The sequence below is a fragment of the Mesorhizobium sp. B2-1-3 genome (assembly GCF_006442495.1).
Taxonomy (GTDB): Bacteria; Pseudomonadota; Alphaproteobacteria; order Rhizobiales; family Rhizobiaceae; genus Mesorhizobium.
In genome coordinates, this window is the sequence record NZ_VFWL01000011.1 from 49,223 (window position 1) to 70,634 (window position 21,412).

At 63.2% G+C, this 21,412-nt stretch carries 25 protein-coding genes, 1 tRNA gene and 2 pseudogenes; 7 read left to right on the forward strand and 21 right to left on the reverse strand.

From position 1 onward, the window contains the following. Positions 1–30: 30 nt before the first annotated feature. From FJ973_RS18960 to moaA, 13 genes and pseudogenes are all read right to left on the reverse strand, one after another. Complete coding sequence (locus FJ973_RS18960) at positions 31–600, reverse strand: DUF3299 domain-containing protein (RefSeq protein ID WP_140498637.1); 570 nt, start codon at positions 598–600, stop codon at positions 31–33. A gap of 47 nt (positions 601–647) precedes the next feature. Beyond that, the gene (locus FJ973_RS18965) at positions 648–1,226 is read right to left on the reverse strand and encodes a GNAT family N-acetyltransferase (RefSeq protein ID WP_140498636.1); all 579 of its coding nucleotides are present in this window, start codon (positions 1,224–1,226) and stop codon (positions 648–650) included. A 12-nt stretch (positions 1,227–1,238) separates the two neighbouring features. Next, the gene (locus FJ973_RS18970) at positions 1,239–1,922 is read right to left on the reverse strand and encodes a DNA alkylation repair protein (protein ID WP_140557183.1); all 684 of its coding nucleotides are present in this window, start codon (positions 1,920–1,922) and stop codon (positions 1,239–1,241) included. 7 nt (positions 1,923–1,929) lie between these two features. Continuing rightward, positions 1,930–2,799, reverse strand: coding sequence for an NAD(P)-dependent oxidoreductase (locus FJ973_RS18975; protein WP_140498634.1), 870 nt, complete (start codon positions 2,797–2,799; stop codon positions 1,930–1,932). 110 nt (positions 2,800–2,909) lie between these two features. Then, on the reverse strand, positions 2,910–3,734 hold the full coding sequence (locus tag FJ973_RS18980; RefSeq protein ID WP_140498633.1) for an ABC transporter permease: 825 nt from the start codon (positions 3,732–3,734) through the stop codon (positions 2,910–2,912). Next, positions 3,731–4,447, reverse strand: coding sequence for an ABC transporter permease (locus FJ973_RS18985; RefSeq protein ID WP_140498632.1), 717 nt, complete (start codon positions 4,445–4,447; stop codon positions 3,731–3,733). The genes FJ973_RS18980 and FJ973_RS18985 overlap by 4 nt, the downstream gene beginning before the upstream one ends. Before the next feature lie 74 nt (positions 4,448–4,521). Next, a complete protein-coding gene (locus FJ973_RS18990) occupies positions 4,522–5,307 on the reverse strand; it encodes an ABC transporter substrate-binding protein (RefSeq protein ID WP_140498631.1) in 786 nt (261 codons plus the stop codon). A gap of 159 nt (positions 5,308–5,466) precedes the next feature. After that, the gene (gene mobB, locus FJ973_RS18995; protein ID WP_140557185.1) at positions 5,467–5,976 is read right to left on the reverse strand and encodes a molybdopterin-guanine dinucleotide biosynthesis protein B; all 510 of its coding nucleotides are present in this window, start codon (positions 5,974–5,976) and stop codon (positions 5,467–5,469) included. A 76-nt stretch (positions 5,977–6,052) separates the two neighbouring features. Beyond that, positions 6,053–6,145: pseudogene (locus FJ973_RS31770) on the reverse strand (molybdenum cofactor guanylyltransferase MobA); the annotation flags it as partial. Between the two features lie 42 nt (positions 6,146–6,187). After that, a complete protein-coding gene (locus FJ973_RS19005; protein WP_140557186.1) occupies positions 6,188–7,108 on the reverse strand; it encodes a DMT family transporter in 921 nt (306 codons plus the stop codon). A 119-nt stretch (positions 7,109–7,227) separates the two neighbouring features. Then, positions 7,228–7,587, reverse strand: coding sequence for a hypothetical protein (locus tag FJ973_RS19010; RefSeq protein WP_140498628.1), 360 nt, complete (start codon positions 7,585–7,587; stop codon positions 7,228–7,230). 117 nt (positions 7,588–7,704) lie between these two features. Further along, complete coding sequence (locus FJ973_RS19015; RefSeq protein WP_140557188.1) at positions 7,705–8,178, reverse strand: hypothetical protein; 474 nt, start codon at positions 8,176–8,178, stop codon at positions 7,705–7,707. Between the two features lie 54 nt (positions 8,179–8,232). Next, complete coding sequence (moaA, locus tag FJ973_RS19020) at positions 8,233–9,228, reverse strand: GTP 3',8-cyclase MoaA (protein ID WP_140557190.1); 996 nt, start codon at positions 9,226–9,228, stop codon at positions 8,233–8,235. 197 nt (positions 9,229–9,425) lie between these two features. Between moaA and FJ973_RS19025 the strand changes: the two genes are divergently transcribed. After that, positions 9,426–9,779: a DUF971 domain-containing protein gene (locus FJ973_RS19025; RefSeq protein WP_140557192.1), complete on the forward strand. Its 354-nt coding sequence runs from the start codon at positions 9,426–9,428 to the stop codon at positions 9,777–9,779. A 63-nt stretch (positions 9,780–9,842) separates the two neighbouring features. Then, positions 9,843–10,454, forward strand: a complete 612-nt coding sequence (locus FJ973_RS19030) for a pyridoxamine 5'-phosphate oxidase family protein (protein WP_140498624.1) — start codon at positions 9,843–9,845, stop codon at positions 10,452–10,454. Between the two features lie 21 nt (positions 10,455–10,475). On the opposite strand, the gene FJ973_RS19035 is transcribed toward FJ973_RS19030, so the two are convergent. After that, positions 10,476–10,928 carry a MarR family transcriptional regulator gene (locus tag FJ973_RS19035; RefSeq protein ID WP_140548466.1) on the reverse strand — a complete coding sequence of 151 codons (453 nt, stop codon included), beginning with the start codon at positions 10,926–10,928 and terminating at the stop codon, positions 10,476–10,478. Positions 10,929–10,975: 47 nt separating this feature from the next. Here FJ973_RS19035 and FJ973_RS19040 point away from each other — a divergent pair, with 47 nt between their 5' ends. Next, positions 10,976–11,887 carry an alpha/beta fold hydrolase gene (locus tag FJ973_RS19040; protein WP_140557193.1) on the forward strand — a complete coding sequence of 304 codons (912 nt, stop codon included), beginning with the start codon at positions 10,976–10,978 and terminating at the stop codon, positions 11,885–11,887. A gap of 7 nt (positions 11,888–11,894) precedes the next feature. Here FJ973_RS19040 and FJ973_RS19045 read toward each other — a convergent pair whose 3' ends face one another. Both FJ973_RS19045 and FJ973_RS19050 read right to left on the reverse strand, forming a co-directional pair. Continuing rightward, positions 11,895–12,296, reverse strand: a complete 402-nt coding sequence (locus FJ973_RS19045; RefSeq protein WP_140498621.1) for a rhodanese-like domain-containing protein — start codon at positions 12,294–12,296, stop codon at positions 11,895–11,897. A gap of 72 nt (positions 12,297–12,368) precedes the next feature. Next, a pseudogene (locus FJ973_RS19050) lies at positions 12,369–12,548 on the reverse strand (TetR/AcrR family transcriptional regulator); the annotation flags it as partial. A gap of 224 nt (positions 12,549–12,772) precedes the next feature. Between FJ973_RS19050 and FJ973_RS19055 the strand changes: the two are divergent. Beyond that, the gene (locus tag FJ973_RS19055; RefSeq protein WP_140557195.1) at positions 12,773–14,668 is read left to right on the forward strand and encodes a murein L,D-transpeptidase; all 1,896 of its coding nucleotides are present in this window, start codon (positions 12,773–12,775) and stop codon (positions 14,666–14,668) included. A gap of 4 nt (positions 14,669–14,672) precedes the next feature. Here FJ973_RS19055 and FJ973_RS19060 read toward each other — a convergent pair whose 3' ends face one another. The 4 genes from FJ973_RS19060 to FJ973_RS19075 form a co-directional block, all read right to left on the reverse strand. Next, the gene (locus FJ973_RS19060; protein WP_140557197.1) at positions 14,673–15,149 is read right to left on the reverse strand and encodes a hypothetical protein; all 477 of its coding nucleotides are present in this window, start codon (positions 15,147–15,149) and stop codon (positions 14,673–14,675) included. Between the two features lie 166 nt (positions 15,150–15,315). Next, positions 15,316–15,573, reverse strand: a complete 258-nt coding sequence (locus FJ973_RS19065) for a PepSY domain-containing protein (RefSeq protein WP_140557198.1) — start codon at positions 15,571–15,573, stop codon at positions 15,316–15,318. Positions 15,574–15,726: 153 nt separating this feature from the next. Beyond that, positions 15,727–15,801: transfer RNA gene (locus FJ973_RS19070), tRNA-Val, on the reverse strand. 251 nt (positions 15,802–16,052) lie between these two features. Next, on the reverse strand, positions 16,053–16,736 hold the full coding sequence (locus FJ973_RS19075; RefSeq protein ID WP_140557200.1) for a phosphoglycolate phosphatase: 684 nt from the start codon (positions 16,734–16,736) through the stop codon (positions 16,053–16,055). A 387-nt stretch (positions 16,737–17,123) separates the two neighbouring features. On the opposite strand from FJ973_RS19075, the gene rpiA reads away from it, so the two are divergent. The 3 genes from rpiA (at position 17,124) to gor (ending at position 19,947) form a co-directional block, all read left to right on the forward strand. Continuing rightward, positions 17,124–17,819, forward strand: a complete 696-nt coding sequence (rpiA, locus tag FJ973_RS19080) for a ribose-5-phosphate isomerase RpiA (protein WP_140498616.1) — start codon at positions 17,124–17,126, stop codon at positions 17,817–17,819. A gap of 21 nt (positions 17,820–17,840) precedes the next feature. Next, positions 17,841–18,437, forward strand: coding sequence for a DUF2059 domain-containing protein (locus tag FJ973_RS19085; RefSeq protein ID WP_140525199.1), 597 nt, complete (start codon positions 17,841–17,843; stop codon positions 18,435–18,437). Between the two features lie 118 nt (positions 18,438–18,555). Next, positions 18,556–19,947: a glutathione-disulfide reductase gene (gene gor / locus FJ973_RS19090; RefSeq protein ID WP_140557202.1), complete on the forward strand. Its 1,392-nt coding sequence runs from the start codon at positions 18,556–18,558 to the stop codon at positions 19,945–19,947. Positions 19,948–19,999: 52 nt separating this feature from the next. On the opposite strand, the gene mgtE is transcribed toward gor, so the two are convergent. After that, positions 20,000–21,364 (reverse strand): magnesium transporter, encoded by a 1,365-nt coding sequence (gene mgtE / locus FJ973_RS19095; protein ID WP_140557203.1) that lies wholly within the window; start codon positions 21,362–21,364, stop codon positions 20,000–20,002. Positions 21,365–21,412 lie beyond the last annotated feature (48 nt).

Here is a 21,412-nt window from a genome sequence, read left to right on the forward strand (position 1 = left end):
TGCATGCAAGGTCACGCAAGCTCGCCTTGCTTAGTTCTTCTTTTTGTTGAGGAAAGTCCAAGGCGAGTTGACCGGTAGGGTTATTGTGTCCGGCACGGTGTCGACGCCGGTCACGTCTGCCTTGCGCACGGTATAGCCCGACTGGATGACCGAGACGCCGTCCAGGATGAAAAGCTGGCTCTTCTCCATGCCTGGTTTCAGCGCGCCGGTTACGGAAACCGGCTGGTAGGCCCGCGATATTTTGTAGGGCTGAGCCGGGGTGACCAGGACGATCTGGTTGGGTGGTGGTGTCGGCATGTGGCTGCAGGCGCCGGTCCACGGCACCAGTAGGAATTGATAGACAAGATCGCCTTCGCGATCGACCGGCAACGCATAGCCGGCTATTTGTATGGTCTTGTCCTGCAGGCCGAGGGATAACGTCTCGCCGCGATCGGGCAATTTTGCCGCGATCATCGGCAGGCCAGCTTCTTCGGCAACCGCCTGGGTCGCCGGGCGCAAATCCTTCCAGAATATGTGTGTGGTCTCGGCCGAAGCGAGGGCGGCTGTAAAAGCCGACATCGCGCCCGCGAACGCTGCCATGGCTATCAGACGTTTGGTCATCGGACGTTTTCCTTTGCGTTCGAGTAAAGACACCGCCACCGGCGACGTCAACGCTCGAGCCGCATTACATGCCGGCGAGAACCGGTCATGCCGGCGTCGTGAAAGCCGCGCGCCGCAAACATGTCGCGAAACCCCATGAAACGGTAGCTCGGCGATGCCTCGCCCACCGGATAGGCCTCAATGATATGCGCCCCCTTGGCGAACGCGTGGTCAATGGCCGCATCGAGCAATGCGGAAGCAAAACCGCGGCCGCGCAAAGCCCTTGGCACATAAAAGCAGACGATTGACCATACCCCCGTCTCGCTGTCGTCCTGCTGCTTTGAAAGCCTTCGGTAGGTTTCGCGCGGCGCGACCGAACACCAGGCAACGGTCTTGCCGTCGATCTGGGCGAGGATGCCGACCGGCCTGCCGGCATCGATAAGTGCCATCATCTGGCGCTTTTTCTCATCATTCGGGATGTGCTCGCGGACGGACTGCCGCCACGCCATGCACCAGCAATATCTTGGCGCACCCGGCTGCTCGAACAATATCTCGAAGTCGCCGCGTGTTGCCGGCGTCACCTCCGTGAACCGGATATCGGCAAGATCAGCTTTTTCTGGAGGTGAGCCGTTCCAGCCTTTTGGCATCCGTTAACTCCTTCACGGCGTCCCGGCCGATCCAGCTAACTCCTTCACGGCGTCCCGGCCGATCCAGCGCGCCGTCTTGTCGGATGATCCGGCCAACTTTTGCGCGAGCGCAAGGGCAGGGGCATGCAGCGCCGCCGAGCGTTTGCCGATCTGCCGCAGCGCCCAGCTGACCGCCTTCCTGACGAAATTGCGCGGATCGCCGGCATGCGCCTCGATCAACGGCAGATAGGCGAGAAACGTCGCGTCCGGCTCCTGCTTCAGATGCACTGCGCTCCACGCCACCATGGCAAAGCCGGCGCGGCGCACGAACTCGCGTTCGTCGGCAGCAAACTCCTCGATCAACTCACGCCGGAACGGCGTTTCAGCAAAGAGATCCGAAACGCTGTCTACGATCTCCCATGAATCGAAATCGCCGGCCCAGCGGCGGCACTGCTCGGCCGTGATCCTTTTCTGCTCCCCGGTGAACGCCGCCACCAGCCGCGCCTCGCGAACACCGCTGTCCCACAGGGCAAGCGCCCGCTCGTGATTGCGCTTCAGCTTGCGCGCCAGCGGCCGCAAATCCGAATTGCCTACACCAAGCGCCGTCGCGGTGTTGATGCCGAACCGGGCCATGCCGGCGCGGTTTTCCTGCGTGCCGATCGAGCGCAGGTGAGCGACGACGTCGTCCGCGCTCCAGCTCGGGCAGGGCAGGGACATCTGCGTTCTACTTTTCCAGCCTCGCCAGCAGTGAGGATGTGTCCCAGCGCCTGCCGCCCATCGCCTGGACGTCCTTATAGAACTGGTCGACGAGCGCCGTCACGGGCAGTCTGGCCCCGTTGCGGTCGGCTTCATCAAGGCAGATGCCGAGATCCTTGCGCATCCAGTCGACCGCGAAGCCGAAGTCGTATTTGCCTGCATTCATCGTCTTGTGCCGGTTCTCCATCTGCCACGAGCCCGCTGCGCCCTTGGAGATCACATCGATGACCTTCTCGATGTCGAGCCCGGCTTTCCTGCCGAAATGGATGCCTTCGGACAGTCCCTGCACCAGCCCGGCGATGCAGATTTGGTTGATCATCTTGGTGAGCTGGCCGGCGCCTGCCGGTCCCATAAGCCCTACCATCCGGGCATAGGCGTCGATGACGGGCCTGGCTTTGTCGAAGGCTGCCTGATCGCCGCCGACCATGACGGTCAGAATGCCGTTTTCGGCGCCGGCCTGGCCGCCGGAGACCGGCGCGTCGAGGAACGAGAAGCCGCGCTCCTGTGCGGTCTCGGCCAATTCGCGCGCGACCTCGGCCGATGCCGTGGTGTTGTCGATGTAGACGGCGCCCTTTTTCATGGCCTGAAAGGCACCGTCCTTTGCCGTCGTCACCGAACGCAGATCGTCGTCATTGCCCACGCACGAGAAAACAAAGTCCTTGCCTTCGGCAGCCTGCGCCGGCGTCAGGGCGAGAGCGCCGCCGTGCTGGGCGACCCATTGCTCCGCCTTTGCCCCGGTGCGGTTGTAGACGGTGACGTCATGGCCGCCCTTGTTCTTCAGATGCGCGGCCATGGGGTAGCCCATGACGCCAAGACCGAGAAATGCCACCGATGCCATGGCTTGTTCCTTCCGACGGGAGCAAAGATTGCAGTTGCGGAAGGTCTAGGCCATGCGGCGGATTCGTCAAGGCGCGCGCCGCGCCATCGACTGGCACAGATCAGGTAGGCTTACCGTTTCAGGTGAATGGTAATCCGGCGCTCGATCCATTCGACCCCGTGGCGCAGGATCTCGACCATCACCAGATAGACGATTGCCACCCAGACATAGGCCTGGAAGTCGAAGGACTTGGCGTAGGCGAGTTTCGCATTGCCCATCAGGTCGTAGACGGTGATGATGGCGACGATCGCGGAGGCCTTGATCATCAGAACGAGTTCATTGCCGTAGGGTCGCAAGGCCACGATGATCGCCTGGGGCAGTATGACCTTGCGCAGCGTCTGCAACTTGTGCAGGCCGAGCGAAGCGGCGCCTTCCCACTGGCCCCTTGGAACGCTCTCTATGGCGCCGCGCAAGATTTCGGCCTGATAGGCGGCCGTGTTGAGCGCAAAGGCGAACACGCCGCAGTTGAAGGCGTCGCGGAAGAACCACCATAGCCCAACCGATTCGAGCTGCACGCGGAAAGAACCGACCCCGTAATAGACCAGATAGACCTGGACCAGCAGCGGCGTGCCGCGGAAGAAATAGACGTAGCAATAGGCGGGCCACGACAGCAACCGGTTGTTCGACATGCGGCCATAGGTGACGGGCAGCGACAGGATGGCGCCGGCCACCATCGACACAGCCACCAGCGACAGGGTGGTTCCAAGTCCCTGCAGATAGGCCGGCGCATATCGTGCGAAGAACTCGCCGTTCCACGCGGAGACCAGATAGGCCAGTATGCCGAAGCCGAAGAGGATCCAGAGGCCGACGAGTGCGTATCCCACGATACGGGCACGCGGCCAGCCGCGCGCCGGCGGCGGCGGCCGATCGACGGCAATGGTGTCGGTGACGCTCATCGCGCTTCCTTCTGCCCGAGCGACCGCAAGATGAAGCCGGTGGCGATCGAAGACAGGATTGCCAGGATGAGAAAGACCAGCGCCGCGACGCTGTAGAACAGGAACGAATGTTTGGTGACGCGCGCCGCGACGCCCGCATTGCGCAAGGTCTCGGCGAGGTTGACGACCGAGACCAGGGCTGTGTCCTTGAGCAGGCTGAGCCAGCAATTCTCGAGACCGGGGAAGGCGATGCGCAGCAATTGAGGCAGGATCACCTTGCGCATGGTCAGCCACTTCGACAGACCGATCGCATAGCCGCCCTCATACTGGCCCTTCGGAATGGCGCGAAAGGCCGAAAGGAATACCTCGCTGGCATAGGAAGAGAAGATCAGCGAGAGCACGATCATGCCGGCGATGAAGCTGTCGACATCGATCGTCGCCTCGGGCCTGAAGAAGCGGATGATGTATTGCAGCAGGATGGGCATGCCGAAGAAGAACAGGAAGAGCGTCACCAGCTCCGGAAGGCCCCGAAACATGGTGGTGTAAATGTTCGCGGCCAGCCGCAGCGAAGGCTCTTCGGATTGCTTTGCCCAGGCAATGAAAAAGCCGATCGTCAGGCCGATCGGAAGCGTGGCGAGCGCCAGCGCGATGGTGACCACCGCGCCATAGGCGATATCGTCAAGCCAGCCATTGGGTCCCCAACTGAGAAGTGTCCATATGCTTTGGGCTGGCATCGAGTGGTGTTATCTCCAGAGCTCCCAGATCGGGTAAGGCGGCAGGGAGACCCTGCCGCCCTTGGAGGTGATTATCAGGACTCGGCGCCGTAGACGTCGAACTTGAAGTACTTGTCGTTGATTTCCTTGTATTTTCCGTTGGCCCTGATGGCGTCGATGGCGGAATTCAGCTTGTTGACCAGATCGGTCTCGCCCTTGCGCACGGCAATGCCGGCGCCAGGTCCGAAAATCTCGACCGGCTGCGGCGAGGGCTGGCCGAGGATCTTGCAGCAGGCACCGTCAGGCGAATCCAGCCACTGCTGCAGCACCACGATATCATCCTCGATGGCGTCGAGGCGGCCGTTGGCCAGATCCGCCTGTTCCTCGGGGCTGCTCGGATAACCCTTGATCGTGCTGTCGGTGTAGGTCTTCGAGGCATAGTTGAAATGCGTCGTCGTGGTGGCCACGCCGATACTCTTGCCGGCGAGGTCCTCCTTGGTCACGCCCTTCAGCGTCGAATCCTTCGGGACGGCGAGCGCCGAGGGCGTGTTGTAGTATTTGTGAGTGAAGTCGACCTTCTCGGCACGCTCCGGTGTGATCGACATCGAGGCCACGATGGCGTCGAACTTGCCCGCCTGCAGCGCCGGGATGATGCCGTCCCAATCCTGGGCGACAAAGGTGCATTTGACCTTCATCTCGTCGCAGAGCGCCTGGGCGATGTCGATGTCGAAACCGACGAGCTTGCCATCGGAAGTCAGGTTGTTGAAGGGCGGGTAGGCGCCCTCGGTGCCGATCCTCAGGGTCTTTTCCTGGGCCTGGGCTACGCCGAGCGTCAGCAGCGCGGCCGAAGCGGCGAGCGCGATACGCAGTGCAATACGCATAATGATCCTCTCTTTATGGTCCCGGCCGTCGTTCCGAAACGGCTCTGTGGGGGCGGTGCTTTTGACCGCCCGCTGGCCCGATACTCCCACTCTTTCCAAGAAAAAAGCAACTGCAAAACCACGAAAATCGGCAATGTCCTTCTGCCGTTACGTTACTTCTCAAGCAACGAGGCCGGTCGCGCGCTCGACGAAGTCGGCTATCGATTTCACGTCGTCGAGATCGAACACCGGCAGGCTTTTGTCCTCGATGACGAAGTCGGCCGCAATGGCAACGATCCCGGGGTCACCCGCCGAAAGCGGCGTCCGGTCCTTCGCCTCCAGGCGCCGGGTTTCGATCTTGCGGTGGGCTTCGCGCTTGTAGCCTTCGACCAGCACGATGTCGGACGGCGCAAGCCGCGACAGGATGGCTTCCAGCGCCGGCTCATCCTCGCCGCGCAATTCGTGCATCAGCGCCCAGCGATTGGCGGAGACGATGGCGACTTCCATGGCTCCTGCCTGCCGGTGGCGAAAGCTGTCCGCGCCCGGCTTGTCGATGTCGAAATCATGATGGGCGTGCTTTACGGTCGAAACCCTCCAGCCGCGCCCAACGAGTTCCGCGACCAGTTTCTCAGTCAGGGTCGTCTTGCCGGAGTTCTTCCAGCCGGTGATGCCGAAGAGGCGCTTGTTCATCTCAGATGCTCTGCAGCAACCGCGCCGCCTTGGCAAGATCGTCGGGCATGTTGATGTTGATCGGCCGCCGTGGCCAGCCGCTTTCGAGCCGCAGCAAGGTCTTGTCGCCGCCGCCCCTGCATCTGGATTGAACGCCGGCCAGCATCAATCCCGCAATATCTCTCACCATCATCGAGCCCGTGCGCCTTCGCGAAAATTCCCCGCGAGCCTCTTATATGCCGTCCGGGGCCATGGCAGGACCAGTGCTTTCCGCGACGATCCTGCGCCGGCCGACGACGCGCTCACGATAAAGCGCGTAAAGGCCGGAGCCGACGATTGTGCTGGCGCCGATGATCATTGTCATGTCGGGGACATCGCCGAAGACCAGCAGGCCGAGCACAATGGACCAGAGCAGCGCCGTATAGCGGAACGGTGCTATGAAGGAAATCTCGCCCGAGCGCATCGCCATGATGATGAATTGGTAGCCGATGAGCACCAGCACTGCTGCGAGCGCCAGCAGCGCAGTGGCTTTTCCCGTCATCGGTGTCCAGCCGCCCATCGGCGACAGCAGCAGCGCGCCGACCACCGTCATGGCCAATGCCGTTGCGGTGGAGACCAGCAGCGTGGGGATAGCCTGCGGAATCCGCTTGGTGGCGAGGTCGCGCACTGCGCAGCAGGCGACGCTGGCCAGCGCCACGAGCGAAAACATGCTGAACCCCTCGAAGCCCGGGCGCACCACGACCAGCACGCCGGCAAATCCAACGGCGATCGCCAGCCAGCGGCGCCAGCCGACCGCCTCGCCGAAGACAAGGGCCGCGCCCATTGTCACGGCCAGCGGCAGTGCCTGCAGGACGGCCGAGACGCTGGCGATCGGCAAATGGGCAAGCGCGACTAGGAAGGTCACCGTCGCGCCGGCCTCGGCAAGGACGCGCAGCGCCACCAGTGGCTGCAGCATCGAGCGCGGCCGGACCAGCGCGCCGCGCTGCCAGGCAAGCAGGCCGACGAAGAGCGAGGCAAATGCGCCTCTGATCAGCATGACCTGCGCCATGTTCATCGACTGCGACGAATATTTGGTGATCGCGTCATTGAGGGTGAAGCCGGCCATCGCCACCACCATGAACAACGCACCGCGAAGATTGGGAGAAAGGGGCAAGATCTCTACCGGTTCTGCTTTGAAAAAAGCCTGTAGCAGCCGGGACCGAAACAGCAACGACAAAGGGCTGGGCCACGGCCTTGATCGCGGCCCAGAATTTCAACCGCGGATGACCGGCCTTACTTCTTCGGCGTTAGCACCTCGGTGCCGCTGCCGTCTTTGCCGGCGATCGTCCACAGGCCGTGCAGCGAGCCGTCGTCATCCATCTTGTAGACGACAAGGCCGATCTCCTTGCCCAGGACATAGCCGGCCGAGAAGGCGTTGTCGTTGCGCATGCAGATGCCGTCCGAGGACGAGCCGCCGGTTTCCCAATGGATCGTGCAGGTCGTGCCGCTTGTCAGCGTGATGGTTGCTTCGCCGCCATAGGCCGAACCATCGAAATTGGTGCCGGCGACATCGTAAGTGCCGCCGATGGATTGCGCCGCCGCCGGCATGGCGGCGAGGCCGAGCAAGGCAACAGAAAAGATGAATTTGCGCATAATGTTTTCCCCACGGAGCGAAAGCCGCTACCGGATGGAAGGCTAGGCGCGAAAACGGCTGGGGTAAATCAGGCGGGCATCCGCCGGCGGAGATTTATTGCGGCATGGCCGCAATAGTCACGGTCCCTCGAGGCTGGCGGCGATGGCGCTGACCAGCGGGTCGTATTTCGACTTCACGGCCGGCGGATATTCGATCCAGACGGTGCGGATGACGCCGTCCTTGCCGAACAGGCGGCGCTCATAAAAGATGTTCCCGGCCTTCAGCCCCGAAAGCACGGCCCAGTTCTTTCCCGTCCTGCTGTAGGTGACCTTGTAACCCGCCTCCGTGCTGGCTTTCTCGGTCGCGACGAAGTGTCTCGGCGTGTCGTTGTCGATATTCAGGATGCCGGAACAGATCAGGCTGGCGCCGTCGGGCGCGAGCCATTGCTGGCCGTCACCGTTGTCCGGTTCGGGCTGGCGGTCGGTGAAAACATCATCGGGAAAGGTGCAGACCGTGCCGAATCGCTCGTTGGTGTAGGTGAAAGGAGCGGCGGCCGAGGGGATTGCCGCGATCGCCGCAACGAATGCCAATACCGAGCGCGCGCACTTCATTCCATTCCTCCAGCAGTCAGCCGGAAGCGATCCTGCACCAGATCCGTGGGAAAATCAGCCGCCGGTGACGCTCATATGCCGCGACACGGAGGGGCGGCTGGTGCGGCGGTCGATGATGAAATCATGCCCTTTCGGCTTGCGCCCGATCGCCTCGTCGATCGCCGCGCCGACCAGATCGTTGCCTTCGGACGCACGCAACGGCTCCCTGAGATCGGCGGCATCCTCCTGGCCCAGGCACATATAGAGCGTGCCGGTGCAGGTCAGCCGGACGCGGTTGCAGCTCTCGCAAAAATTATGGGTCATCGGCGTGATGAAGCCGAGCCGGCCACCGGTTTCCGCGACATGGACATAGCGGGCCGGACCGCCGGTCTTGAACGGGACGTCTGTCAGCGTGAACTGGCGCTCCAGCGAGGCGCGCAGCAGCGACAGCGGCAGGTACTGGTCGGTGCGGTCGGCGTCGATCTCGCCCATCGGCATGGTTTCGATGACGGTCAGGTCCATGCCGCGGCCATGCGCCCAGCGCATCATCTCAGGCAATTCGGCGTCGTTGAAATCCTTCAGCGCCACGGCGTTGAGCTTTAGCTTCAGCCCCGCCGCCTGCGCCGCATCGATGCCGGCCATGACCTTGCCGAGATGGCCCCAGCGGGTGATTGCGTGGAACTTGTCGGCATCAAGCGTGTCGAGCGAAACATTGATGCGCTTGACGCCGCAATCGGCGAGCTCGGCAGCAAAACGCGAAAGCTGCGAGCCGTTGGTGGTCAGCGTCAGTTCTTCCAGCGCGCCGCTTTCGAGATGACGCGACAGCTGACGGACCAGGTGCATGATGTTCTTGCGCACCAGCGGCTCGCCGCCGGTGAGACGCAATTTGCGCACGCCCTTTGCGATGAAGACGCTGCACAGCCGGTCGAGTTCCTCGAGCGACAGCAGGTCCTTCTTGGGCAGGAAAGCCATGTCCTCGGCCATGCAATAGGTGCAGCGGAAATCGCAGCGGTCGGTGACCGACACGCGCAGGTAGCTGATCGTGCGGCCGAAAGGATCGATCATGTCCATGCGTGAAGCGTTTCCCGTGGCTGTGAACGACGGCGTTATATATCGCTATGTGATACGATCCGGCCTGTCGTTCAAGATAGCCGCTCTCGATCTTTGGTAACATTCCCCGACCGACACCGGATGTCGGCTGCCTGGTACGGGCTTTTCCAATCCGGCGAAGCGGCGTAGGGAAGGGCGGTTCGAAACGGAAAAACACCATGACGGCGCCGAAGGAACTGCGGGTCTCCAAAGACCGCAAACTGCTCTCCGTGACCTTTCCCGGCCACCAGCCATTCGAGCTGCCGGCCGAGCTGCTGCGCGTCGCCTCGCCGTCGGCCGAGGTGCAGGGCCATTCGCCGGACCAGCGGGTGACCGTTCCGGGCAAGCGCGATGTCGCCATCCTCAAAATTGAACCGGTCGGCAACTACGCGGTGCGCATCACCTTCGATGATTTCCATAACACCGGTATCTTCACCTGGAATTACCTGCACACGCTGGGCCACGAGAAGGATGCGCGCTGGAATGCCTATCTTGCCGAGCTGGCACAAAAGGGTCTCAGCCGCGACCGTTAGCCGGCGGGCGTCGTCAAGATGTCATGGAGCGGGAGTAGGGGCGGCGGATCGGGAGACAAGACAATGTCCATCATAACCACCGTCGAACAGCTTGAAGCGTTCTATGGCCTGCCCGGCGAAGCCTCGGTGGTCAAGGAACTCGACCACGTCATTCCCGAATACGCCGCCTTCATCGAGGCCTCGCCCTTCGTCGCGCTGGCGACCAGCGGGCCGGAAGGGCTGGATTGCTCGCCGCGCGGCGATCTCGCCGGCTTCGTGCGCATCGTCGATCCGAAAACCCTGATGATGCCGGACCGGCGCGGCAACAACCGCGCCGATTCGCTGAAAAACATCATTCGCGATCCCCGCGTCGGGCTGCTGTTCCTGGTGCCGGGCTCCGGAACGACGCTGCGCATCAACGGCCGCGCGCGCATCACCACGGATGCCGCGCTTTGCGCGTCGTTCACGGTCGACAGCAGGCCGGCACGCTCGGTGAGCGTCATCGATGTCGATACGGTCTATTTCCAATGCGCCCGCGCCATCGTGCGGTCGGAACTGTGGAACCCGGAAAGGCATGTCGATCCGAAGTCCCTGCCGACGCCAGGAAAGATCCTGGAGATCACCAGCCGCAGGAACATCGACGGCGAAACCTATGACAAGGAATGGCCGGAGCGGGCAAAAAAGACGATGTGGTGATCCGCTGGACCGCAATGGCGGTCAGGCGTCCTTCAACACCTCGTAGATCTTGCGCATCTGCTCGCCGATCATGTCGCACTGCTCCGGCGTCGACTGGCTCATCGCTTTCTCGATCAGCGCCATGTGCACCTTCAGCGCCTGCATCAGCAGCGCCTCGCCAGCTTCGGTGAGGGCCAGCCGCAGGATGCGCTTGTCCTTCTCGTCGCCTTCGCGGCGCAGCAGGCCGCGTGCCTCGAGCTGCGGCAACAGCATGGTGATGTTGGAGCGGCCGACGAGCAGCTTGCGGGCGAGATCGTGCTGCGACATGCCGGGATGGCGATAGAGATTCATCAAAACATCGAGCTGCGCGGGCTTCAGATCGAGCGGCGCGAGCTTCACGGCAAGCGTGCGCTCCAGCACATGGCAGGCGCGCGCAACCGCGACCCAGTTGCGAAACCGCGGGTTGTCCCAGGGCAGCTCTTGTTTATTGTTCATCTTTGAACTATTATGTTCATGCTTGAACGTATGGATGGAGTCCCACTATGGCATCATTCGGACTGAAGGTCATCCGGGGTGTATTCGGGGCCGCCGAACACGTCGCCCCGCGCCTTACGGGGCGCGCCGCATTCGAGCTGTTCTGCCGTACGCCGAACGCCAGGGTGCTGAGCGAGGGCGAACGTCGCGCCGTCGACCGCGCGGCCGATTTCATGGCCGAAGCGCGGCATCACCGGCTGAAGGCCGGATCCGGCTGCATCATGGCGCATGAATTCCGTCCGGAGCCGGGCAGGGCGTCCGCCGGAACGGTTCTCGTCGTCCATGGCTGGCGCTCGCGCACCGAATATATGCGCATGCTGATCGAGGGCTACCGCGCCGCCGGCTACAGGGTCGTCTCGCTCGACCTTCCCGGCCACGGCCAATCGCATGGCCGGCGATTGAACATGGTCAATGCCGTGGATGCGGTGCGAATCGCGGGCGAATGGTTCGGCCCGTTCGCGGCGGTGGTCGGTCATTCCTTCGGCGGCGCCGTCGCCGCCAATGCAATCGCCGGATCGATCAGGAACATTGCGCCGCTGGCGGCCGGGCGCCTGGTGCTGATCGCCGCGCCCAGTTCATTGCCGGCCATCTTCGCCGACTTCAGTCGCATGCTCAATGTCGGTCCGCGCTCGCAGGCCGCCATGGCGGACCGTGTCGAACATCTTTCCGGCCGGCCGCTGCACGAATTCACCGGCGATCGCCAGCTTGCCCAGGCGCCGGTGCCGACGCTGGTCATCCACGCACCCGACGATCGCGAAGTCTCGGCCGATCATGCCTGGCGTTATGCCGGCGCCGGTGACCATGTGTTGCTCCACTGGGCCGAAGGGCTCGGCCATCGCCGCATCCTGGCGGACAAGGGCGTGGTGGAACGCGCCGTCAGCTTCGTGGCCGCGCAACGGGAGCCGTCGCTGCTCCATTGAACCGCAATCAGGGCTGTTTCTTCTTCTCGCCGGGTTCCACCGGCAGTCCGGCCGCCTTCCAGGCGGTGTAGCCGCCAAGGATATGCTTGACCCGCGACAGCCCCATGTCCTGCGCGGTCTTGGTGGCGAGCGCCGAACGCCAGCCGCCGGCGCAGAAGAACACGAAGCTCTTTCCCGAAGCGAAGAACGGCTTGTGATAAGGGCTCTCGGGATCGATCCAGAATTCCAGCATGCCACGGGTGACATGTTTGGCGCCGGGAATCCTGCCGTCGCGTTCAATCTCGCGAGGATCTCGCAGGTCAACAAAGATGGTGCCTTCGTCCTCGATCAGGGCTGCCGCTTCCTCGGGCGAAAGCACTTCGATCTCGGCATTCGCCTCGTCCAGAAGTTCGCGATAACCCTTTTTCACCGTTCGATCCTCCCGGCCCGTTTAGACTGGCGCTCCGTCCGTTCGGATTTCGAGCACAACGCCCGGCGTTTGTCATCCCGCGTCGGGACCGGCTATCGTCTTCCAGGCCGCCAATGCCCCCTCCGCGGTCGCCAGCAGGGCCGCATGCGAAGCACCGTCGCGCGCCTGGATCGACATGCCGTGTTGAGCCGTCGCGAAAAAGGTCGCAGCGGCTTCGCAGTCGAAACTCCTCGGCAATTCGCCCACGGCCATGCGCCGAGGTCTGACGACGCCCCTGGGCTTCGACGGCCGGAGCGGATTGTGTCCGCTCCGGCCGTCACGATGTTGTGAAACCGTTCTGCCACAGCCGCCCCAAAATTTATGAAAGCTTAACGAAATCGGTATGAATCGGTATAGTCGCGTCTTACATCCGCCATGCGGTGGGCAAGACGCACGAGCGTGCGGAACGGAGCCGGTTGCGGCTGGAGCGGGTGACCATGAAATTGCCGGGAAACAAAGCTACCGCGTTGCCGCTTGCAGCGCTCGTGGCGACGCTGGCCCTGGGAACGCCGCAAGCAGGCGCGCAGGGGCTTTTCGACATGCTTTTCGGCGGCGGCGTAAGGCACGAGCCGCGAGGTGAGTTTCCTCCTCCGCCACCAAGGCGCAAGCCGAACCCCAACGTATCCGCCGGCGGTGGTGGCGGCGGCAGCGTGAAGATCAGCAGCCCTTCCTACTACACCTACAAAGCCGACAAGCTCGTGCGCGTCGACTTCTCGGCGCTTACGGCAGCGCCGCAGCCGGCGACGCCGCAGGACGCCGCCTTCGTGCCCTCAGCCACCGGCAACGCCTTTCGCGAGGCAATCGCCGGACTGAGCGACTACGAGCTCTATGCGGAGCCGGATATCGCCAAGGCGCTGATCGCCTATTATTTGGCCAATCCGGATTTCATCTGGGTGACCGGAGCCAACGCCAACAGCCGCGCGCAGGACGCGGTGCGGGTGCTTGGCGAGGCGGCGAGCTACGGCCTGGCACCGTCCGACTACACGGTCGACGTGCCGACCGCCGCTGCGTCGACTGGTGACGCCGCTGCACGTTTGAAGGAGTTCGTGCGCTTCGAAATGGCGCTGTCGGCCCGCGTGCTTCGCTATGTCCATGATGCCCAAAGCGGCCGCGTCGAACCCAACCGCATGACCGGCTACTATGATTTCCCCGCCAAGCCGCTCGACATGGAAGGCGTTTTGAAGACGCTGGCGCATACCCAGGAAGTGCGCACCTATCTCGAATCGCGGCATCCGCAGAACCCGGAGTACCAGGCGCTGCGCGTCGAGCTGGAGTCGCTGCAAGCGAGCGCCGAAAACGAGATCGTCGTCGATCCCAAGCTGTTGCTGAAGCCGGGCGAAACCAGTCCCGAGCTTCCCAAGCTGCTGAGCCTGATCGCGCGCGATCTCGACGACGAGATGGGCGGCGCCTACGGCGAAGTGCTGTCGCGGCTCGCCACCAGCGACGTCTACCTCCCTGAGCTGGTTCCGGTCATCAAGGCGGTGCAGCAAAAAGCAGGCATGAAGGGCGACGGCGTCATCGGACCGCGCACCGTCGCGTCGCTGGCCGGAACGTCCAAGGCCGACCGGTTGCTCAAGGTACAGGTGGCGCTGGAAGAACTGCGCTGGCTGCCATCCGACCTCGGCAGCCCGCGTGTGTTCATCAACCAGCCAGCCTTCACGGCGAGCTACATCGACAATGGCGAGGAAAAGCTGAAAACCCGTGCGGTCATCGGCAGGACCACCAACCAGACCGCCTTCTTCTACGACCAGATCAAGCAGGTCGACTTCCATCCCTATTGGGGGGTGCCGCAGTCGATCATCGTCAACGAAATGCTGCCGAGATTGCGAAGCGATCCGGGTTATCTCGACCGGGCCGGCTATGAGGTGACCGATTCGCGCGGCAAGCGCATTCCGTCCTCGGCGGTCAACTGGGGCGGCTATGGCGCGAACATCCCCTACAGCGTGCGCCAACTCCCGAGCGAGGCCAATGCGCTGGGCGAATTGAAGATCCTGTTCCCCAACAAGCACGCCATCTACATGCACGACACACCGCAGAAGTCGTTCTTCCAGCGCGATATGCGCGCGCTCAGCCATGGTTGCGTGCGGCTGCAGGATCCGCGGGGCATGGCGGCTGCGGTGCTGGGCACCTCGGTCGACGATATCGCCGAGAAGCTGAAGCACGGCCATTCGACCGAGAGCGTGACGCGCACAATCCCGGTCTACGTCGCCTATTTCACTGCATGGCCCGACATGTCCGGCAAGGTCGAATACTTCAACGACGTCTACGGCCGGGACACGCGGTTGAAGCAGGCCCTGGACGCCACCGAAGCGGCACGCTCGCCGTCGAGCTGAGAATTCAGCGGGCCGAGAGCGGTCGCCGGAAACCGGCGTCGCGCCCTGCGATCAGCCAGTAGACAAGCCCGGCGACCAGGCCGGCAGCGGCGATGATGCCTATATCGGCCCAGCGCTCCGACGCCATGTCCTCGAGCGCGCTCGGCCAGATCAGGGCAAAGCCGCCGACCGCCGCCGCACCGCCGAAGAGCATGTGTAGCCAGAAGCCGCGCAACGAGAAGCATTCGGCGATCAATGCGAACACCAATGTCTGCACCCCGGTCAGCACGATCGTCAGGAAATAGATGAACATGCCGAGCGGCGGCACCACCAGCGCCGCGATCGGCGAGACGCCCATGAGGTCGAAATACCGGGGCGCATTGGGTAGGGAGCTCAGCACGGCATAGATCGCGACAACGGCGATCAGGCCGACCAGCACGGCGACGAGATAGCCGGCAAGCACCATCAAGATACGTTTCAACACATGCCTGGCCGTCGCCATGCATACCCCCCGTGAAGCTCCGCTGTAATCAGCCATCAAAGGTGCATTGGCGCAAGGGCGGGCACATCTCACGCCGCAGGCTCGGCATTTTCAGATGGGACCGGTGATCATTGCCGGGAGGGATCGTAGAACGGGTTGCCCGTCCCGCAGGTTTCCCCTGACGAAGCTATCTGGGTTCGGCTGTCACCGGATCATAGGTGATTTCGACCTTCGCCTTGTCGGCGGTGTAGTAGGTGACGGTATAGGCGCCATCATCCCAGTCGACCTCCTTGACATAGCGGAAGCCATCGCGCTGCTCGACCTTGGCGATGATGTCAGACAATTTCTTGGCATTGGGCGGCGGCAAAGGCTTGTCGTCCACGGCGAAGGCCGGCCCGGCGCCGAGGAGAATGGCGACGCTGGTCGCCAGAAGAAGTCTGGACATGGTTTTCCCTCAAGTTTCCACGCACAGAAACTCACTTGTGTGCAGGTTTGTTCCGCGACCGCGCAATGCCGTACCGTTCCTGCCTGGCGCGTTGCGAGGCGCCGTGCTGTCGTCATCAGAACCGGAGGATGGAGGTATTGCCGAGAAAGGAGATGGTGGGCGATGCAGGGATTGAACCTGCGACCCCACCCGTGTGAAGGGTGTGCTCTCCCGCTGAGCTAATCGCCCGCTCGTTGCCCGAAGGCCAAGCGAGCCGCGATATAAGGGAGGCCGGTGCGGGAAGTCAAGGCGGTGTCCGGCGTTCTCACAGAGGGCAGGTGCTTCCGGTTTCGTCACCCTCTTTCAAGCGCCGGCGCCATCTTCGATGTTGGAGGCATCCGCCGCAAATCGGAAATCGTCATTTCGTCGGGCGATTGCCTTGCGACGTTCTCAGAAGGATCGGTTTTTGCCCTTTCGCCTCTATCCCGCCTTGCGGCCGCTCAATGTTGCGCCGCGGCGATCAGCCGTTCGACCAAATCCAGCGTCAGCGCGTCGAAATGCGAGATCACCGCCGAGGGCTCGAACTCGCGCACGTGGCGGTCGGTGTAGCCGAAGTCGACGGCCACCACTGGGATGCCGGCGGCTTTCGCGGTGTCGATGTCGGTCTGCGAATCGCCGACCATCAAAGCGCGGTGCGGGTCGCCGCCGGCGCGCTTGATGGTTTCGGTGAGGTGGCGCGGATCGGGTTTGCGGAAGGCGAAGGTATCCTGTCCGGCAATCGCCGCGAAGTGTTTGGTCAGGCCGAGCGCCTCGATCAGCGCCAGCGAGTTGGCCTCGTATTTGTTGGTGCAGACGGCCAGGAGGTAGCCGGCCTTCTCGAAGCGGGCGATCGCCTCGAGGACGCCGGGGTAGGGGCGGGACTTGCCGGGAATGTTGAGGGTGTAGTGGTCGAGGAACAGTTTCAGCAGCCGGTCATGTTCGGCGACATCGAGCGACCGTTGCTGCGCGGCGTGCGCCCGTTCGATCATCACGCGGCCGCCATGGCCGACGAAGCGCCTGAAGCCGGCTTCGTCGACGGCCGCGAGCGCGCTGGCGGCAAGGCTGTGGTTCAGGCTGTCGAGCAAATCCGGTGCTGTGTCGATCAGCGTACCGTCGAGGTCAAACACGATGATCGGGCGGGTCATGATCCATCCTGGGCAGTTTATGCAATGGGCAGGCGATAAAGGCTGCGGCGCGTCAAGGCAAGCGCCGGGCAGGCTCGTTCAGGCAAGCAAGCTCCCCGGACCGGGCATTCGCGACGAACCGCCAGCCATGAAAAAACCCGCCAGTGCGGCGGGTCCCGGCGCAAATCTGCACCATAGGCAAATATGTAGCATAACTGCCTTCACCCAGTCAATGGCATATAAGAAAAAATTCCTATGAACGTTACTCGCGCATCGCTCGCTGGCCGCGCGGGCACACCATTGACGGGAGGCCGAACGTCATCAACCTACGCCGCTGCAAGGGCTTTGACCGGACCGGCAAAAATGGTAGGAGCCGCAAACACCAGGTTCCGGGGCGGTAAAAGCGGCATGGATGCAAGACAGTTGAAGGTCGAAGCCGCGCGGGCGGCCCTTGCCCATGTCACCGACGGCATGCGGCTCGGCATCGGCACCGGCACCACCGCCGACGAGTTCGTGCGGCTGCTTGCCGACAAGGTGGCCACGGGCCTGACCATCATCGGCGTGCCAACGTCCGAGCGCACCGCCTCGCTGTGCCGCGAACTTGGCGTGCCGCTGTCGACGCTGGAAGAGACGCCGGAACTCGATCTCACCGTGGACGGCGCCGACGAAGTCGACCCCGCGCTGACGCTGATCAAGGGCGGCGGCGGCGCATTGCTGCGCGAGAAGATCGTCGCGGCGGCTTCCGCTCGCATGATCGTCATCGCCGACCGGTCCAAGATGGTCGAGACGCTCGGCCGTTTCCCATTGCCCATCGAGGTCAACCCATTCGGTCTGCGCGCAACCGAAATCGCGATCGGCAAGGCGGCTGCAAGGCTCGGCCTTTCCGGTCCGGTTACATTGAGGATGACGGGCGGCCAGGCTTTTGTTACAGACGGCGGCCACTTTATCCTCGATGCATCTTTTGGCCGCATTCCGGATACAAGAGCGCTATCGAATGCTCTCCACGCCATTCCTGGCGTGGTCGAGCACGGTCTTTTCATCGGGCTGGCGTCAGCGGCCATCATCGCCGGGGGCGATGGCATCCAAACCGTCCATGCCGCCTGAAAACAGGGAGTTCTATCGACCATGATGTTGCATAACCGGGTTCGCCGCTTTTCCGTCCTTCTGGCGGCATCGGCCGTTTTGGCCTTCTCTTCGCCGGCGTTCTCGCAGGACGTCACGGAAGCGCACCTGAAGGCGGCGCGTGCCGCGGTCACCGCAATCCATGCGACCGACCCGTTCGACAACATCCTGCCGCAAGCCGCCGCCGCCCTCGAATCGCAGCTCATCCAGAAGAACCCCGACATGCAGGAGCTGATCGCCAAGACGATCAGCGAGAAGGCCCTGGCGCTGGCCTCGCGCCGGGCCGACCTGGAGAAGGAAGCAGCCCTTGCCTATGCGAAGGTGTTTTCCGAACAGGAACTCAACGACATCGCGACCTTCTACAATTCGGACTCCGGCAAGAAGCTCCTCGAGAGCGGCCCGGCCGTGACGCGCGACCTGGTGAAAGCGGCCGATATCTGGCAGAACGGGCTTGCTCGTGACCTCGCCCAGCAGGTCGGCGAAACGTTGGCCGCGGCGGCCAAGGCGAAAGCGCCGGCAGCGCCTGCCGATGCGGCTGCGCCTGCGAATGGCGCCGCCCCCGCCGACGGGTCGGCCCCTGCCGACGACACGCAGAACTGATCCTGCCATTTCAAACGGCCCTGCGGCCATCTGTGAAGCCCGGCTTGTCCGGGCTTTTCTTTTTATGCTTTGCGGCCTACCTGTCACTCACATTTTCCGAAGCTCAAGGAGCCGCGCAATGGCCGCTTACGACTACGATCTTTTCGTCATCGGCGGCGGTTCGGGCGGGGTGAGGGCGGCGCGCGTCGCCGCAGCGCTCGGCAAGCGCGTGGGCATCGCCGAGGAATACCGCTTCGGCGGCACCTGCGTCATCAGAGGCTGCGTACCGAAGAAGCTCTATGTCTATGCTTCGCAATTTCCTGAGCATTTCGCCGATGCCGCCGGCTATGGCTGGACGGTGCCGGAAGCCAGTTTCGACTGGCCCACACTGGTCGCCAACAAGGACCGCGAGATCAGCCGGCTGGAGGCGATCTACAAGAGGAACGTCGAGGGCGCCGGCGGCGAGGCCTTTCACACGCGCGCCATGATCGTCGACCCGCATGTGGTACGTCTTCTGGACGAGGACCGTACCGTCACCGCCGACCAGATCCTGATCGCCACCGGCGGCCGTCCGGCGCCGCACCCGGCATTGCCCGGCCACGAACACTGCATCTTCTCCAACGAGGCCTTCGACCTCAAGCAGTTGCCCAAGTCGATCATGATCGAAGGCGGCGGCTATATCGCGGTCGAATTCGCCAACATCTTCCATGGCCTGGGCGTCGACACCACGCTGGTCTATCGCGGCAAGGAGATCCTCAGCCGCTTCGATATGGACCTGCGGCGCATGCTGCACGAAACGATGGAGAAGAAGGGGATCAAGATCCTTTGCCATGCCGTCTCGGAATGGATCCGCAAACGGCCGGACGGCCGGCTCGACGCGTTGCTCACCGGCGGCCAGACGCTGACGGTCGACCAGGTGATGCTCGCCATCGGCCGCATCCCCAACACCGAGAATATGGGACTGGAAGGCATCGGCATCGAGATGACCGCGACCGGCGCGATCCAGGTCGACGCGTACTCCCGCACCAACGTCGAAAACATCTGGGCGATCGGCGACGTCACCAATCGCGTGCAACTGACGCCGGTGGCGATCCACGAGGCGATGTGCTTCGTCGAGACCGCCTTCAAGGGCAACCCGACCGCGCCCGACCACGACACGATCGCCACCGCCGTGTTCTCGCAGCCGGAGATCGGCACGGTCGGCCTGTCGGAAGACGAGGCGGTCAAGCGCTTCCCCGACATCGAGATCTATCGCGCGGCATTCCGTCCGATGCGGCACACCTTGTCCGGCCGCGACGAAAAGATGCTGATGAAGCTGGTGGTCGATGGCGCGTCTAAGAAGGTACTCGGCGCGCACATATTGGGGCCGGATGCCGGCGAGATGGCGCAGCTTCTCGCCATTCCGCTGAAGGCCGGGCTGGTCAAGGATGATTTCGACCGCACCATGGCCGTGCATCCGACGGCCGCGGAAGAGCTTGTGACCATGTACAAGCCGACTTACCGAGTGAAGGATGGCGAGCGCGTAGACTGACGGACAAACGCGCCGCGGCAAGGTACTTGCCGCGACGCAGCTAGGAGAGCTGCTACAGCAACGTGCCGCGCAGGATCACCTGCGCCACCGAGAAATAGATGACAAGCCCGGTGACATCGACCAGCGTGGCGACAAACGGCGCCGACGCGCTGGCCGGGTCGAAGCCGACGCGTTTCAAGGCGAACGGCAACATCGAACCCGACAGCGAGCCGAAGGTGACGATGCCGACCAATGCCGCTCCGACCGTCGCGGCGATCAACGGCCAGTGCGGGCCGTAGTCGTAGAAGTCGAAATACTGCCAGAGCGCGATGCGGCAGATGCCGACGACGCCGAGTATCGCCCCGAGCAGGAGGCCGGTGGGCAATTCGCGCAACGCCACCCGCCACCAGTCGCGCAGGCCGATCTCGCGCAATGCCAGCGCGCGTATGACCAGCGAGGTCGCCTGCGAGCCGGAATTGCCGCCGGAACTCATGATCAGCGGAATGAAGAGCGTCAGCACGATCGCTTTTTCCAGCTCGCTCTCGTAGCTTTGCATCGCGTTGGCCGTCAGCATCTCGCTGATGAACAGCGCGCACAGCCAGCCGGCACGCTTCTGGATCATGGCGAGGAAGCTCATCTTCATGTAGGGCTCGTCGAGAGCCTCCATGCCGCCGAAGCGATGCACGTCCTCCGTCGTCTCCTCGATCATCGTGTCGATGATATCGTCGATGGTGACGATGCCGAGGATCTTGCCGTGATCGACGACGGGAACGGCGAGCAGATCGTATTTGGAAATCGTCTGCGCCAGGGTTTCGCGATCGGTCAAAGGCGTGACGGTCACCGGCACGCGGTCCGGCGCCACCGACAGGATCGAATCGTCAGGCTCGCCGGTGATAAGCCGGCGCAGGCCGGTCGAGCGCATGAGCAGATACGTCTCGGGATCGACGATGTAGATGGCGTAGACGGTTTCGCGCGTCCGCTCGACCTTTCGGATGTAGTCGAGCGTGCGGCCGACGGTCCAGTCCGAGGGCACGCTGACGAACTCCGTCGTCATGATCGAAGCGGCACTGCCTTCGGGGTAACCGAGAATCGAGAGCAGGGTTGCGCGCAGCGGGGGCGCCAGCACGCCGAGCAGCTCGGAACGGGCGGGTTCGTCAAGATCGCGCAGGATGTCGGCAGCGCGATCGACCGACATGGCGGTAAGCAGCTTGCCCGCCTTGGCGCGAGGCAAGGCCTCCGCCAGCTCTGGCGCGCCCTCGAGCTCCGGCTGGTCGAAGATATCGACCAGCCGTTCGAACGGCACTTCGCAAAGCAGCTCGGTCGCCGTTTCGCGCGACTCGCGGTTGAGCGCTTCGACCACGTCTGCGACATGGTCGTTTGCAAGGATGCGGGCGATGGCGACGGCCTCGTCGTCCGCTACGGGGGAAAAATCGTTCATGGTTCACTCCTTGCCGTCCGGCAAGACGTGAACCGTCGAGGTCACGTC

Excerpts from the sequence above, each read along its gene's own strand:
- FJ973_RS18975 (WP_140498634.1), bottom strand. The coding sequence starts at position 2,799 with ATGGCATCGGTGGCATTTCTCGGTCTTGGCGTCATGGGCTACCCCATG.
- FJ973_RS19015 (WP_140557188.1), bottom strand. The coding sequence starts at position 8,178 with ATGAAGTGCGCGCGCTCGGTATTGGCATTCGTTGCGGCGATCGCGGCA.
- FJ973_RS19085 (WP_140525199.1), top strand. The coding sequence starts at position 17,841 with ATGATGTTGCATAACCGGGTTCGCCGCTTTTCCGTCCTTCTGGCGGCA.
- rpiA (WP_140498616.1), top strand. The coding sequence starts at position 17,124 with ATGGATGCAAGACAGTTGAAGGTCGAAGCCGCGCGGGCGGCCCTTGCC.
- FJ973_RS18965 (WP_140498636.1), bottom strand. The coding sequence starts at position 1,226 with ATGCCAAAAGGCTGGAACGGCTCACCTCCAGAAAAAGCTGATCTTGCC.
- mgtE (WP_140557203.1), bottom strand. The coding sequence starts at position 21,364 with ATGAACGATTTTTCCCCCGTAGCGGACGACGAGGCCGTCGCCATCGCC.
- mobB (WP_140557185.1), bottom strand. The coding sequence starts at position 5,976 with ATGAACAAGCGCCTCTTCGGCATCACCGGCTGGAAGAACTCCGGCAAG.
- FJ973_RS18985 (WP_140498632.1), bottom strand. The coding sequence starts at position 4,447 with ATGCCAGCCCAAAGCATATGGACACTTCTCAGTTGGGGACCCAATGGC.
- gor (WP_140557202.1), top strand. The coding sequence starts at position 18,556 with ATGGCCGCTTACGACTACGATCTTTTCGTCATCGGCGGCGGTTCGGGC.
- FJ973_RS19075 (WP_140557200.1), bottom strand. The coding sequence starts at position 16,736 with ATGACCCGCCCGATCATCGTGTTTGACCTCGACGGTACGCTGATCGAC.
- FJ973_RS18960 (WP_140498637.1), bottom strand. The coding sequence starts at position 600 with ATGACCAAACGTCTGATAGCCATGGCAGCGTTCGCGGGCGCGATGTCG.
- FJ973_RS19035 (WP_140548466.1), bottom strand. The coding sequence starts at position 10,928 with ATGAACAATAAACAAGAGCTGCCCTGGGACAACCCGCGGTTTCGCAAC.
- FJ973_RS18970 (WP_140557183.1), bottom strand. The coding sequence starts at position 1,922 with ATGTCCCTGCCCTGCCCGAGCTGGAGCGCGGACGACGTCGTCGCTCAC.
- FJ973_RS18980 (WP_140498633.1), bottom strand. The coding sequence starts at position 3,734 with ATGAGCGTCACCGACACCATTGCCGTCGATCGGCCGCCGCCGCCGGCG.
- FJ973_RS19010 (WP_140498628.1), bottom strand. The coding sequence starts at position 7,587 with ATGCGCAAATTCATCTTTTCTGTTGCCTTGCTCGGCCTCGCCGCCATG.
- FJ973_RS19040 (WP_140557193.1), top strand. The coding sequence starts at position 10,976 with ATGGCATCATTCGGACTGAAGGTCATCCGGGGTGTATTCGGGGCCGCC.
- FJ973_RS19065 (WP_140557198.1), bottom strand. The coding sequence starts at position 15,573 with ATGTCCAGACTTCTTCTGGCGACCAGCGTCGCCATTCTCCTCGGCGCC.
- FJ973_RS19060 (WP_140557197.1), bottom strand. The coding sequence starts at position 15,149 with ATGGCGACGGCCAGGCATGTGTTGAAACGTATCTTGATGGTGCTTGCC.
- moaA (WP_140557190.1), bottom strand. The coding sequence starts at position 9,228 with ATGGACATGATCGATCCTTTCGGCCGCACGATCAGCTACCTGCGCGTG.
- FJ973_RS19025 (WP_140557192.1), top strand. The coding sequence starts at position 9,426 with ATGACGGCGCCGAAGGAACTGCGGGTCTCCAAAGACCGCAAACTGCTC.
- FJ973_RS19055 (WP_140557195.1), top strand. The coding sequence starts at position 12,773 with ATGAAATTGCCGGGAAACAAAGCTACCGCGTTGCCGCTTGCAGCGCTC.
- FJ973_RS18990 (WP_140498631.1), bottom strand. The coding sequence starts at position 5,307 with ATGCGTATTGCACTGCGTATCGCGCTCGCCGCTTCGGCCGCGCTGCTG.
- FJ973_RS19030 (WP_140498624.1), top strand. The coding sequence starts at position 9,843 with ATGTCCATCATAACCACCGTCGAACAGCTTGAAGCGTTCTATGGCCTG.